A 13,572-nucleotide genomic window follows, 5' to 3' on the forward strand; every position below is an offset into this window, starting at 1 on the left:
CGGCGGGCACGGAGATGGTGATGCCGGGCGACAACGTCGCGCTCACCATCGAGCTGATCACGCCGGTGGCGATGGAGAAGGGCCTGCGCTTCGCTATCCGCGAGGGTGGACGCACCGTGGGCGCGGGCACCATCTCGGAGATCATTACGTAGAGGCGTTTTGCGAGCGTGAGCCCGCAGCCGATATCCCGAGCGAGCGCAGCGCGCGAGTCGAGGGATCTGACCGGAACCTCCGGGCTTTAGTCCCGGCAGCAACGAAGGGTAGAAGCAGCCATGGCAAGAGAGATCGTTACGTTGCAGTGCACCGATTGCAAAGACCGCAATTACTCGACCACCAAGAACAAGAAGACCACACCGGACCGGCTCGAGTTCTCGAAGTTCTGTCGTAAGTGCAGGAAGCACACGGCGCACAAAGAGGTGAAGTAGCGGTCAGCGATCAGCATTCGGCGTTCAGCAAGATCTAGCTGATGGCTGAGAGCTGAAGGCTGAGCGCTTGTACGGAGGGGCGTAAGCTCAACGGCTAAACTGCCGGTCTCCAAAACCGGACTTGGGGGTTCGAATCCCTCCGCCCCTGCCAGTTTTCGAGGCCAAAGGCCAGGAAGACGGATACGGAATGAAGACGGCAGCACAATCTATGGACGAGAACAGCGTAGCCGGAAAGATCAAGGCGTGGCCGGATCGCACGCGGAGCTTCTACACCGACGTGCGCACGGAGATGAAGAAGGTCTCCACGCCGTCGCTCAAAGAAGTGCAGGCAACCACGCTGGTGGTGCTGATCACGGTCGCGCTGTTCGGGGTCTATTTCTGGATCATCGACATGGGCATCGCCCGCGCCGTGGATTGGTTGCTGCGGTACTTCTCTAAGTAAAGCAGTCTGAGTAAAGCAGTCCAAGTAAAGCAGTCCAAGTAAAGCAATGAAAATGGCTGAAGACATCAAGACCGAGAACGGCGACGCTGAAGTTTCGGAGAATCCCGAGGTTTCGGAAACCTCCGAGATTTCCGAGATCTCCGAGAACTCCGGCAACGAAGACCAGCAGCCTGAGGCTGCTAGCGCCGCTGCTGCCGAAGAAACCGAAGAGACGGCGGCGGCGGAATCCGTTCCGGAAGCCGAAGCCGCGCCCGTCGCCAAAGCGCCGAAGACGAAGAAAGCTAAGGCGGAGAAGGCCGACGACGAGGACGCCAAGCCGGCTGAAGGCGATGCTGCCAGCGAGACGCCGGCAACCGAGCCGGCTTCTGACCAGCCGGCGTCTAGCGAGCAACCCAGAAATCCGAACATGAAGTGGTACATCGTCCACTCCTACTCGGGTTTCGAGCGCAAGGTGAAAGAGTCGCTCGAATCGCGCGTCGCCGCTTTCGGATTGCAGGAGAAGATCGGGCGCGTCGTGATCCCCACCGAGCCGGTCACCGAGATCCGGAACGGCAAGAAGTACACCATCGAGCGCGCCTTCCTGCCGGGATACGTTCTGGTAGAGATGGACCTCACCGGCTTCCGCGCGGGCGGCGACGGCGATCACGTGTGGCACGTGGTGAAGTCCACGCCGCGCGTCACCGGATTCGTGGGCACGGGCAACGACCCCACGCCGCTCTCGGAAGAAGAAGTCAACACCATCATCTATCGCGTCAACGTCGGCAAAGACAAGCCGAAGCTGCGCGTGAAGTTCGAGAAGAACGAGTCGGTGAAGATCACCGAAGGACCGTTCGCCAACTTCACCGGCATCGTGGACGAGGTCAACGAAGATCGCGAGACCTTGAAGATCATGGTCACCATCTTCGGCCGCGCCACCCCGGTCGAGCTCGAGTTCGGCCAGGTGGAAAAGGTCGCATAGACAAGTTTCGAGTCTCAAGTTTCTAGTTTCGAGAAGAAGAGAAGAAGAGCAATGGCGAAAAAAGTCACAGGACAAGTGAAGCTCCAGATCGCGGCCGGCAAAGCCACGCCCGCGCCGCCGGTGGGCCCCGCCCTCGGCCAGGCGCAGGTCAACATCATGGAGTTCTGCAAGCAGTTCAACGCCAGGACCAGCCAGAAGGAGCTCGACGGGCTCATCGTCCCGGTGGTGATCACGGTCTACAGCGACCGCTCGTTCACCTTCATCACCAAAACGCCGCCGGCTTCCATCCTGCTCAAGCGCGCGGCGCAGGTCGCGAAGGGTTCCGGGACGCCGAACAAGGAAAAGGTCGGCACCGTCACCGAGAAGCAGGTCGCGGAGATCGCGAAGCAGAAGATGCCGGACTTGAACGCCGCCTCGCTCGACAGCGCGATCAAGAGCATCAAGGGCACGGCGCGCTCGATGGGCATCGACGTCGTAGCGTAAATATGTCGCGTAGAGACGTCGCATAAAGGTTTGTAGTCGAGACGACCACGTCGCGCCGGCACCAAAGACGCGAGGTGGCAGACAGAGGAAGCAAATGAAAAAAGCAGGGAAGAACATCACCAAGGCGCGGGAGTCGGTCGAGAAGCGCGCGTATCTTCTCGAAGACGCGGTCCCGTTGCTGCAGAAAGTAAAGTTCGCGAAGTTCGACGAGACGGTGGAGATCACGATGCGTCTCGGCGTGGACCCGAAACATGCCGACCAGATGGTGCGCGGCACCGTGGTGCTGCCGCACGGCTTGGGCAAGACGAAGAAGGTGCTGGTGATCGCGTCCGGTGAAAAAGTTCGCGAGGCGCAAGAGGCGGGCGCGGACATCGTGGGCGGCGAAGAGACGGTCGAGAAGATCATGAAAGAGAACTGGGTGGACTACGACGCCGTCGTCGCCACGCCGGACATGATGAAGTCCGTCGGCAAGCTCGGCAAAGTGCTCGGACCGAAGGGTTTGATGCCCAATCCAAAGACCGGCACGGTGACCTTCGACGTTGCCCGCGCCGTGCGCGAGGTCAAGGCCGGCAAGGTCGAGTTCCGCACCGACAAGACGGCGCTGGTGCACGTCCCGGTCGGCAAGATGTCGTTCAGCGCGGAGAAGCTGATCGACAACGCGCACACCGTGATCGCGAGCGTGATCAAGGCCAAGCCGGTCGCGGCCAAGGGCAAGTACATCCGGGGCGCGTATCTTTCGTCCTCGATGGGCCCGGGCATCTCGCTCGACACCACCACGGCCGAAGCCGCGTCGAAAGAGAAATAAGAGTTCTTACGAAGAGGATCTGAGCGATGGCAGTCACAAGAGCAAAAAAAGTGGAGTCGGCGGCAAAGCTGGCCGGCGAGTTGAAGAGCGTCGAGAACCTTATCGTCGCGAGCTTCGAGAAGCTCACGGTGGAGAAGGACTTTGAGCTGCGCAAGTCGGTGCGTACTGCCGGCGGACGCTACCAGGTGGTGAAGAACTCGCTGGTCGAGCGCGCGGCGAAAGGCACCAAGGTCGAAGACGTGTTGAAAGACCTGAAGGGTGTCACTTCCATCGCCTACACCTCGGCCGATCCGGTCGCGCTGGCGAAGGTGCTCACCAAGTACGCCAAAGATAATCCGGAGTTCCAGTTCAAGGGCGGCGTGGTCGAAGGCCGCGCGCTCACGGTGAAAGAGCTGGAAGCGCTGGCCAAGATGCCGTCGAAGGAAGAGCTTTATTCGAAGCTGCTCTTCCTTATCAGCGCGCCGGCGCAGCGCCTGGTCACGGTGATGAATGCCGTTGGCCGCGATGTTGCCGTGGTGCTGAACCAGGGCGTGGAGAAGAAAAAGTTCAAAGCAGCCGAAGCAACGGAAGCAACGGAAGCGCCGAAAGCAACGGAAGCGCCGGAAGCAACGGAAGCGCCGAAAGCAACGGAAGCGCCGAAAGCGGCGGAGGCAACGGAAGCATAAGCCTCCCAGGGTTGGGCGCGGAGCGAGTCCGCCGCGGTGGACGAGCAAAGCGCGAGAGCAAAAGTTAGTGGTCGGGAATCACGGGCTGCGGAACCTGTTGTCTGGCAGGGGTCGCGCAATGGAAACGTGAGGATCGATGACCGGGCAGCACGATTTCGATAACTAAAAAGGTGGAGAACTGACATGGCGGATATCCAGCAGTTGGAAGAACAGATCGTTGGGCTGAGCCTGCTCGATGCGGCGCAGCTGGTGAAGAAACTCGAGGAGCGTCTTGGCGTCTCCGCAGCGGCGGCTGCCCCGGTCATGGTGCAAGGGGGCGGCGGTGCGGCGCCGGGCGCGGCTCCGGCGGAAGAGAAGACGGAATTCGCCGTCGTGCTCACCGCCGCGGGCGCTCAAAAGATCAACGTGATCAAAGCGGTGCGTGAAGTCACCAGCCTGGGCTTGAAAGAAGCCAAGGACCTGGTCGATGGCGCCCCGAAGACGGTGAAGGAAGGCATCAGCAAGGATGAGGCGGAGACCATCCGCAAGAAGTTCACCGATGCTGGCGCTACCGTCGAGGTCAAGTAGCCGCGTTTCGCGGGCATTGCGCGACGAACGACCCGGGCCTGCTTTCGTGGGGGCACGGCGAGTCGGGCAGCCCACGAATCGGCTATCCCAAGCGCGCGAGCGCGCGTCGAGGGATTTCTCAGTGAATCCGCGAGGGTGGTGGATGTATCTATATATATCCACCGCCCACGCACCATCTGCACCGCCCCGCTCGGCGGGACGGAGGTAAGGCCACACACGGCGCGGGAACACACAATGCAGGCAGGGCCAAGCGCTTAAAACGGCGCCCAAGGGGAAGTTTGTCCCCGAGGGTGCGGCTGCATTTTTAGAGCCAAACTCGCGGACCAGCGTCCGCTGCTCGAACGCGCACCCGCCGCGTCCGAGCGAGACCCCGGTGAGATCCCGGGGACAACAGAGGAGTTGTTGATGCCGAACAAGAATACTGCCATCCGCACGCGACTCGATTTCAGCAAGATCCCGGCCACCATCAAGATCCCGAACTTGATCGAGGTGCAGAAGCGTTCCTACGACCGCTTCCTGCAGATGGATAAACTGCCGAGCGAGCGTGACGAAGCGGGGCTGCAGTCCGTCTTCCAATCCGTTTTCCCCATCAGCGATTTCCGCAACGTCTCGCAGCTCGAGTTCGTCGATTACGCCATCGGCAACTGGGAGTGCAAGTGCGGCCACTTGAAGGGCCTGCACCACCTGCGTACGACTTGCAAGAACTGCGGCTCCACCGTCATCACCGACCCGTTCCACTCCGGCGACGTGCTTTGCAATCGTTGCGGCACGTACAACGCCAACACCCCTGATTTCTGCAACAAGTGCGGCGATCCGGTGGGACTGCAGCTCAAGTACGACATGGCCGAGTGCGAAGAGCGCGGCATGACTTACTCTGCCCCGCTCAAGGTCACCATCCGGCTCACCATCTTCGATAAGGATCCCGAGACCGGCAACAAGACCATCCGCGACATCAAGGAGCAGGAAGTCTTCTTCGGTGACGTGCCGCTCATGACCAACAACGGCACCTTCATCATCAACGGCACCGAGCGTGTGATCGTCTCGCAGTTGCACCGCTCGCCCGGCGTCTTCTTCGAGACGGCGAACAACCGCACCTACTTCCTCGGCAAGATCATCCCCTACCGCGGCTCGTGGGTCGAGTTCGAGTACGACCAGAAGAACATCCTCTACGTCCGCATCGACCGCAAGCGCAAGTTCCTGGGCACCATCTTCCTGCGCGCGCTCGGCCTGCGTTCCGACGAAGATATTTTGCGCACGTTCTATACCGTCGACCGCATCGCCATCAAGAACAAGAAGCTGCACTGGACGCTCGAGCCCGCCGTCGAGCGCCCCACCAACCTACTGGGCTTGAAGCTGGCGCATTCCATCAAGTCGAAGTCGGGCGACGAGATCGCGCACTCCGGCCGCAAGATCACCGCGGCCATCATGAAGGAGATCCAGAAGGCGAAGATCACCGAGATCGAGATCGATACCACCGACCTCGAGGGTGCCTTCACCGCCGCCGACGTCGTGGACACCAACACGGGCGAGCTCCTGCTCGAGGCCAACACCGAAGTCACCGCCGAGAAGCTGGCCAAGCTGATCGACGCCGGCATCGGCGAGCTGCACCTGTTCTTCCCCGAGCGTGACGACGTGGGCAACGTGATCTCCGCCACCCTGCGCAAAGACAACGTCAAGACGCCGCAGGAAGCGCTCATCGAGATCTACCGCAAGCTGCGTCCCGGCGACCCGCCGACGCTCGACACCGCCACCGCGCTCTTCCACGGCATGTTCTTCGACGCCCGGAAGTATGACTTCTCGCGCGTCGGCCGCTTGAAGTTCAACATCAAGCTGTTCGACAACGCGGAAGCCACCAAGCTCGATAACCGCACCCTCGAGCCCGACGACTTCTACGCCACCATCCGCTACCTGTTGAAGCTGCGCAAGAGCATCGGCACGGTGGACGACATCGATCACCTCGGCAACCGCCGCGTGCGCGCGGTCGGCGAGCTGCTCGAGAACCAGTTCCGCATCGGGCTGGTCCGCATGGAGCGGGCGATCAAAGAAAAAATGTCCGTGTACCAGGAAATGTCCACCGCGATGCCGCACGACCTGGTGAACGCGAAGCCGGTGATGGCCGCGATCCGCGAGTTCTTCGGCTCGAGCCAGCTCTCGCAGTTCATGGACCAGACCAACCCGCTCTCCGAGATCACGCACAAGCGGCGTCTCTCCGCGCTCGGGCCGGGCGGCCTCTCGCGCGAGCGCGCCGGCTTCGAGGTCCGCGACGTCCATCCCACGCACTACGGACGCATCTGCCCCATCGAGACGCCGGAAGGCCCGAACATCGGCCTCATCTCGTCGCTCTCGTGTTACGCGCGCATCAACGACTACGGCTTCATCGAGTCGCCGTATCGCCGCGTGAAGACCGGGCGCGTGCTCGACTACGTTTCCGTCGTCAACGCCGGTGATTCGGATTACCGCGTCGGCGACCACATCGAGAAGCACGAGGCCGAGAAGGCCAACGCCGACCTCAAAGAGCGGCGCAAGCGCCACATCGATCTCGAGCCATTCTCCTTCTATCTCTCCGCCTGGGAAGAAGATCGCCACGTCATCGCGCAGGCCAACATCGAGCTCGACGATAAAGGACGCATCGTCGGCGAGCTGGTCAACGCCCGCAAGGCTGGCAACTTCGTGCTCGTCCATCGGGACGAGGTCGATTACGTCGACGTCAGCCCCAAGCAGCTCGTCTCCGTCGCCGCCTCGCTCGTGCCCTTCCTCGAGCATGACGACGCCAACCGCGCTCTGATGGGCGCGAACATGCAGCGCCAGTCCGTCCCGCTGCTGCGTGCGGAAGCTCCGCTCGTGGGCACCGGCATGGAAGGCGTTACCGCGCGCGATTCGGGCGCGGTCGTGCTCGCGCGCCGCTCCGGCATCATCGATTCGGTCGATTCCGAACGCATCATCGTGCGCGTGGAGGGTGAGCATCATCCCGGCCAGCTCTCGCGCGAGGTCGGTTCGGATATCTACCAGCTGATCAAGTTCAAGCGTTCGAACCAGAACACGTGCATCAATCAGAAGCCGATCGTGAAGCGTGGCGATCGCGTGGCGAAGGGCCAGGTCATTGCCGATGGACCGTGCACCGATAAGGGCGAGCTCGCGCTCGGCCGCAACGTGCTCGTCGCCTTCATGCCGTGGCGCGGCTACAACTTCGAGGACGCCATCCTGATCTCCGAGAAGATGGTGCGCGACGATTACTACACCTCCATCCACATCGAGGAGTTCGAGATCGAGGCGCGCGATACCAAGCTCGGCCCCGAGGAGATCACCCGCGATATCCCCAACGTCAGCGAGAACGCGTTGCGCGATCTCGATGAGAGTGGCGTCATCCGCATCGGCGCCACGGTGAAGCAGGGCGACATCCTGGTGGGCAAGGTCACGCCCAAGGGCGAGACCCAGCTCACGCCCGAAGAAAAACTGCTGCGCGCCATCTTCGGCGAGAAGGCTGGCGACGTTCGCGATGCCTCGCTCAGCTGCCCTCCGGGCATCGAAGGCACCATCGTCGACGTGAAGATCTTCTCCCGCAAGGGTCAGGAGAAGGACGAACGCGCGAAGTCGATCGAAGGCACGCAGATCGAAAAGCTGGAGAAGAACCTCTCCGACGAGATCCGCATCTTGACCGACGAGCGCCTCAAGCGCCTCGAAGCCATCCTCGGTGGCAAGGAATCGCAGGCCGACTTGCATGACGAGCGCACCAACAAGCGCTTGCTCACCAAGGGCACGATCGTCGATCGCGAGACCATCGAGCGCATCTCGACGCGCAACCTCAAGCGCATCAAGTTCGCCGACAAGGACCCGCGCGTCAACGAGCAGATCGACGAGATCGAGGAGATGACCTCGCGCCAGATCGACGTGCTGCGCAAGATCGTCAACGAGAAGATCGAGAAGCTGCGCAAGGGCGATGAACTTCCTCCGGGCGTCATCAAGCTGGTGAAGATTTATGTCGCGATGAAGCGCAAGCTCTCCGTCGGCGACAAGATGGCCGGCCGCCACGGTAACAAAGGCGTGATCGCCCGCATCCTGCCGGAAGAGGACATGCCTTACCTCGCCGACGGTACGCCGGTCGAGATCGTCCTCAACCCGCTCGGCGTTCCCTCCCGTATGAACGTGGGACAGATCCTCGAGACCCACCTGGGATGGGCAGGCCACGAGATCGGCAAGCGCATCTCGCTGCTGTTGCAGGAAAACAATCGCGAGGAAGCGATCCGCCGCGAGATCAAGGCGATCTACAAGGATTCCGCCTTCCTCGATTCGTTGATGGACCTCGATGACGAACAGCTCGTCCGCGTGGCCCAGGGCATGAAGGGTGGCGCCTACTTCGGCTCGCCGGTATTCGACGGCGCGCGCGAGAAGGAGATCAAGGGCCTGTTGCGCGAGGCGGGACTGCCGGAGAGTGGCAAGACGTGGCTCTACGACGGCATGACCGGCGACAAGTTCGAACAGCCGGTCACCGTGGGCTACATCTACATGCTGAAACTCTCGCACCTGGTGGACGACAAGATCCACGCGCGGTCGATCGGCCCGTACTCGCTGATCACGCAGCAGCCGCTCGGCGGCAAGGCGCAGTTCGGCGGCCAGCGTTTCGGCGAGATGGAAGTGTGGGCGCTCGAGGCTTACGGCGCCGCCTACATCCTGCAGGAGCTGCTCACCGCGAAATCAGACGACGTCTATGGCCGCACCAAGATCTACGAGGCCATCGTGAAGGGCGAGGCGGCCATCGAGCCGGGCGTCCCCGAGTCGTTCAACGTGCTCATCCGCGAGTTGCAGTCGCTGTGCCTCGACGTCGAGCTCATCAAGACGCTCGGCGGCGACAAGAAGCACGCGGCCAGCGTCGCGGCCGACTAACCAGCTTGGGGCCGGCGATGCGCCGGCCCACGGGAAACACGCTTCCGGCTGAAGCTCTCCAGCCCGGAGCAAATGGAACTCGGTACTCGGTACTCAGTACCCGGTACTCGAAGAGGGCGGCAGCGGCGGGCCTGATCGCCGCATGGAGGCAAACCTTGTACCGTTCGAGCCCATTCGACCTCGGTAATCAGATCGCTGATTTCGATTCCATCCGCATCAGCCTGGCTTCGCCGGAGAAGATCCGGAGCTGGTCGCACGGTGAAGTCACCAAGCCGGAGACGATCAACTACCGCACCTTCAAGCCGGAGCGCGATGGCTTGTTCTGCGCCCGCATCTTCGGTCCGGTGACGGACTGGGAATGCTTGTGCGGCAAGTACAAGCGCATGAAGCATCGCGGCGTGATCTGCGATAAGTGCGGCGTGGAAGTCACCCTCTCCAAAGTGCGGCGCGAGCGCCTCGGCCACATCGAGCTGGCGTCGCCGTGCTCGCACGTGTGGTTCTTCAAGGGCCTGCCTTCGCGCATCGGACACTTGCTCGATATCTCGCTGCGCGACCTCGAGTCCGTCCTCTACTTCGAAGCGTATGTGGTCGTCGAACCGGGCGACGCGCCGGTGAAAGACCACGAGGTCATCCGCGACGAGGCGCAGTTCCGCGAGCTCGACGGGCAGTATCGTCCCACCGGCTTCCGCGCCATGATGGGCGCCGAAGCCATCAAGGAACTCCTGAAGCGCGTGGAAGTGGACGAGCTCTCCACCGAACTGCGCGACAAGATGAAGCACGAGCCCTCGCTGCAGAAGCGGCTCAAGTACGCCAAGCGCCTCAAAGTGGTCGAGGCCTTCCGCCGTTCCGGCAACAAGCCGCAGTGGATGATCCTCGACGTGATCCCGGTCATCCCGCCCGAGCTGCGCCCGCTGGTGCCGCTAGACGGCGGCCGCTTCGCCACCTCTGATCTCAACGATCTCTATCGCCGCGTCATCAACCGCAACAACCGGTTGAAGAAGCTGATGGACCTGCACGCTCCCGAAGTCATCGTGCGCAACGAGAAGCGCATGCTGCAGGAAGCGGTGGACGCGCTCTTCGATAACGGACGCCGTGGCCGCGTGCTGCGTGGCGCCAACAACCGTCCGCTCAAGTCGCTCTCCGACACGCTCAAAGGCAAGCAGGGCCGCTTCCGCCAGAACCTGCTCGGCAAGCGCGTGGACTACTCCGGCCGCTCCGTCATCGTCGTTGGTCCGGAGTTGAAGCTCCACCAGTGCGGATTGCCGAAGAAGATGGCGCTCGAGTTGTTCAAGCCGTTCATCTATCACCGGCTCGAACAGACCGGGCAGTGCACCACCATCAAGCAGGCAAAAGAAATGGTCGAGCAGCAGGAGCCCATCGTTTGGGACATCCTGGAAGAGGTCATCAAGGACCATCCGGTCCTGCTCAACCGCGCCCCAACGCTTCACCGCCTTGGCATCCAGGCCTTCGAGCCGGTGTTGGTCGAAGGTAAGGCCATCAAGATCCATCCGCTGGTCTGCACGGCGTTCAACGCCGATTTCGACGGCGACCAGATGGCCGTACACATCCCGCTCTCGCCCGAAGCGCAGATCGAAGCCAGCGTGCTCATGCTGGCCTCGCACAACATCCTGTCGCCCGCGTCGGGACACCCCATCACCGTTCCCACGCAGGACATGGTGCTCGGTCTGTACTACCTGACCAAGGCCAAGCCCGGCGCCAAGGGTGAGGGCCGCGCCTTCGCCAACATCGACGAAGTCGTCCTCGCGCTCGAGGGTGGCGAAGTGGAAACGCTCACGCCTATCCGCCTGCGCCACACCGGCGAGGTCATCGACCTTACCGCGGCGTATGACGATCAGGACATCATTCACACCGACCCGGTGCACTTCGACCGGCAGTTCGTGCAGACCACCGTGGGCCGCGCCATCCTCAACGATGAGCTGCCCGACGAGATGCCGTTCATCAATGGATTGCTCAAGAAAAAGGGTGTAGGCCAGCTCGTCAACTACTGCTACCTGCGCTTTGGCCTCGAACTCACCGTCAAGATGCTTGACCGCCTCAAGACGTTGGGCTTCCTCTACGCCACGCGTTCCGGCCTTTCCATCGGCATCGACGACATGGTCATCCCCGAGCACAAGAAGCAGCTCGTGGGCGCGGCGGACAAGCAGGTCATCGCTGTGCAACAGCAGTATCTCGACGGCGCCATCACCAACGGCGAGCGCTACAACAAGGTCGTCGAGATCTGGTCGAACGTCACCGAGAAAGTCGCGGACGAGATGTTCGGCGTGATGCAGCAGACCGATAAAGAAGGCCACATCAATCCCATCTACGTGATGGCCGATTCCGGCGCTCGCGGCTCGAAACAGCAGATCCGCCAGCTCTCCGGCATGCGCGGCCTGATGGCGAAGCCCTCGGGCGAGATCATCGAGACGCCCATCACGGCGAACTTCCGTGAAGGCCTCACCGTACTCGAGTACTTCATCTCGACGCACGGCGCGCGTAAGGGCCTGGCCGATACTGCTTTGAAGACGGCGGATTCCGGCTACCTCACCCGCCGCCTGGTCGACGTGGCTCAGGACGTGATCGTCTCGGAGAGCGACTGCGGCACCGTGGACGGCATCTTCGTGGGGTCGATCGTCGAGTCAGGCGAGATCATCGAGCCGTTGCGCGACCGCATCGTGGGCCGCGTCTCGCTCGTGAAGATCAAGGACTACGAAAGCAGCGTCATCGTCGACATCAACCAGGAGATCACCGAAGAGCTCGCTTCCGCCATCCAGTCGGCAGGCATCGAGCGGGTGAAGATCCGCTCCGTGCTGACCTGCGAGTCCAAGCGCGGCGTCTGCGTCGCCTGTTATGGACGCAACCTCGCCTCCGGACGCATGGTCGAACTCGGCGAAGCTACCGGCGTGATCGCCGCGCAGTCCATCGGCGAACCGGGCACGCAGCTCACCATGCGCACCTTCCACATCGGTGGAACGGCTTCGCGCGTGAGCGAGCAGTCGCGCCTCGACGCCAAGAACAACGGCACCGTACGCTTCATCAACCTGGTCACCGTCCGCTCCAAGGAAGGCGGCCTGGTGGTGATGAACCGCGCCGGCTCCATCGCTGTGGTCGACGACAAGGCGCGCGAGAAAGAGCGCTACGCCGTCGTCTACGGCGCGCGTATCAAGGTCGAGGAAGGCACGCACGTCCAGCTTGGCCAGGTCCTGGTCGAGTGGGACCCGTACACCTTCGCCATCCTCACCGAGATCGGCGGCACCGTCCAGTTCAAGGACTTGCAGGAAGGTCTCACGCTGCATGAGGAGGTGGATGAAGTCACCGGCCTCTCGCGCCACGTCGTCACCGAGACACCCGACGAGAAGCGGCAGCCCGCCGTCGTGGTGAAAGGGAAGTCGACCAAGCGCTACCTCATGCCGTCGCGCGCCCACCTCATGATCCAGGATGGCGACATCGTCCACCCGGGCGACGTGCTGGCCAAGATCCCGCGCGAGACCACGAAGACCAAAGACATCACCGGCGGTCTGCCGCGTGTCGTCGAGCTCTTCGAGGCGCGCAAGCCGCGTGAGACGGCCGTCATCAGCGAGATCGATGGCGCGGTCCGCTTCGGTGAGATCGTCAAGGGCATGCGCAAGATCTACGTCGCCGCGGATAACGGCACGGAGAAGGAATACTCCATCCCGCGCGGCGTGCACGTGAACGTGCAGGAAGGCGACCGCGTCCGCGCCGGCGAGCCGTTGATGGATGGCCCGCTCAACCCGCACGACATCCTGGCCGTCCTCGGCGAGAAAGAGTTGCAGGCTTACCTGGTCAACGAGATCCAGGAGGTCTATCGCCTGCAGGGCGTCAACATCTCCGACAAGCACATCGAGGTCATCGTGCGCCAGATGATGCGCTGGGTGAAGGTCGAAGACGTGGGCGACACCACTTTCCTCCTCGAACAGCAGATCGATAAGTTCCGCTTCCGCGAGGAGAACGACAAGGTCATCGCCTCGGGCGGCCGCCCGGCAACGGGACGCCCGCTCTTGCTCGGCATCACCAAGGCGTCGCTCTCCACCGATTCGTTCATCTCGGCGGCGAGCTTCCAGGAGACCACGAGGGTGCTCACCGAAGCCTCCATTCAAGGCTCCGTCGACCACCTGCGCGGACTCAAGGAGAACGTCATCGTGGGCCGCCTCATCCCCGCCGGCACCGGCATGGAGTACTACCGCAACGTCCGCCTCTCCCCCGAACTGGAAGAGGCCGCTGCGAAGGTACAAGAGCAGGTGTCGAAGGAGTACGAGGAAGCCGAACGCGCGCTCGAGATGCTGCGCTCCGAAGGCGAAGCCGAAGAGATGGCAGCCGAGTGACGG

At 62.3% G+C, this 13,572-nt stretch carries 9 protein-coding genes, 1 tRNA gene and 1 pseudogene; all 11 read left to right on the top strand.

What is annotated here, in order from left to right:
• On the top strand, positions 1 to 152 hold a 152-nt coding region (gene tuf / locus M3P27_09625), incomplete at its 5' end, for an elongation factor Tu (protein MDP9268566.1).
• A 120-nt stretch (positions 153 to 272) separates the two neighbouring features.
• Positions 273 to 425, top strand: coding sequence for a 50S ribosomal protein L33 (gene rpmG / locus M3P27_09630; GenBank protein ID MDP9268567.1), 153 nt, complete (start codon positions 273 to 275; stop codon positions 423 to 425).
• Between the two features lie 75 nt (positions 426 to 500).
• Positions 501 to 576 (top strand) — tRNA-Trp (locus tag M3P27_09635).
• A 36-nt stretch (positions 577 to 612) separates the two neighbouring features.
• Positions 613 to 867: a preprotein translocase subunit SecE gene (gene secE, locus M3P27_09640; protein MDP9268568.1), complete on the top strand. Its 255-nt coding sequence runs from the start codon at positions 613 to 615 to the stop codon at positions 865 to 867.
• A 409-nt stretch (positions 868 to 1,276) separates the two neighbouring features.
• Positions 1,277 to 1,825 (top strand): annotated as a pseudogene (nusG, locus tag M3P27_09645) (transcription termination/antitermination protein NusG).
• A 51-nt stretch (positions 1,826 to 1,876) separates the two neighbouring features.
• On the top strand, positions 1,877 to 2,308 hold the full coding sequence (gene rplK, locus M3P27_09650; GenBank protein MDP9268569.1) for a 50S ribosomal protein L11: 432 nt from the start codon (positions 1,877 to 1,879) through the stop codon (positions 2,306 to 2,308).
• Between the two features lie 94 nt (positions 2,309 to 2,402).
• Positions 2,403 to 3,113: a 50S ribosomal protein L1 gene (gene rplA / locus M3P27_09655; protein ID MDP9268570.1), complete on the top strand. Its 711-nt coding sequence runs from the start codon at positions 2,403 to 2,405 to the stop codon at positions 3,111 to 3,113.
• Between the two features lie 26 nt (positions 3,114 to 3,139).
• Complete coding sequence (rplJ, locus tag M3P27_09660; protein MDP9268571.1) at positions 3,140 to 3,778, top strand: 50S ribosomal protein L10; 639 nt, start codon at positions 3,140 to 3,142, stop codon at positions 3,776 to 3,778.
• Between the two features lie 183 nt (positions 3,779 to 3,961).
• On the top strand, positions 3,962 to 4,345 hold the full coding sequence (gene rplL / locus M3P27_09665) for a 50S ribosomal protein L7/L12 (protein ID MDP9268572.1): 384 nt from the start codon (positions 3,962 to 3,964) through the stop codon (positions 4,343 to 4,345).
• A gap of 405 nt (positions 4,346 to 4,750) precedes the next feature.
• The gene (gene rpoB, locus M3P27_09670) at positions 4,751 to 9,226 is read left to right on the top strand and encodes a DNA-directed RNA polymerase subunit beta (GenBank protein ID MDP9268573.1); all 4,476 of its coding nucleotides are present in this window, start codon (positions 4,751 to 4,753) and stop codon (positions 9,224 to 9,226) included.
• Positions 9,227 to 9,381: 155 nt separating this feature from the next.
• Entirely contained in the window at positions 9,382 to 13,569 is a 4,188-nt protein-coding gene (gene rpoC / locus M3P27_09675) for a DNA-directed RNA polymerase subunit beta' (protein ID MDP9268574.1), read from the top strand.
• The last annotated feature ends 3 nt before the right edge of the window (positions 13,570 to 13,572 follow it).

The organism is Acidobacteriota bacterium (assembly GCA_030774055.1).
Taxonomy (GTDB): Bacteria; Acidobacteriota; Terriglobia; order Terriglobales; family Acidobacteriaceae; genus JACPNR01.

Coding starts and splice junctions, on each gene's coding strand:
- rpmG (MDP9268567.1), top strand. CDS start 273: ATGGCAAGAGAGATCGTTACGTTGCAGTGCACCGATTGCAAAGACCGC.
- secE (MDP9268568.1), top strand. CDS start 613: ATGAAGACGGCAGCACAATCTATGGACGAGAACAGCGTAGCCGGAAAG.
- rplK (MDP9268569.1), top strand. CDS start 1,877: ATGGCGAAAAAAGTCACAGGACAAGTGAAGCTCCAGATCGCGGCCGGC.
- rplA (MDP9268570.1), top strand. CDS start 2,403: ATGAAAAAAGCAGGGAAGAACATCACCAAGGCGCGGGAGTCGGTCGAG.
- rplJ (MDP9268571.1), top strand. CDS start 3,140: ATGGCAGTCACAAGAGCAAAAAAAGTGGAGTCGGCGGCAAAGCTGGCC.
- rplL (MDP9268572.1), top strand. CDS start 3,962: ATGGCGGATATCCAGCAGTTGGAAGAACAGATCGTTGGGCTGAGCCTG.
- rpoB (MDP9268573.1), top strand. CDS start 4,751: ATGCCGAACAAGAATACTGCCATCCGCACGCGACTCGATTTCAGCAAG.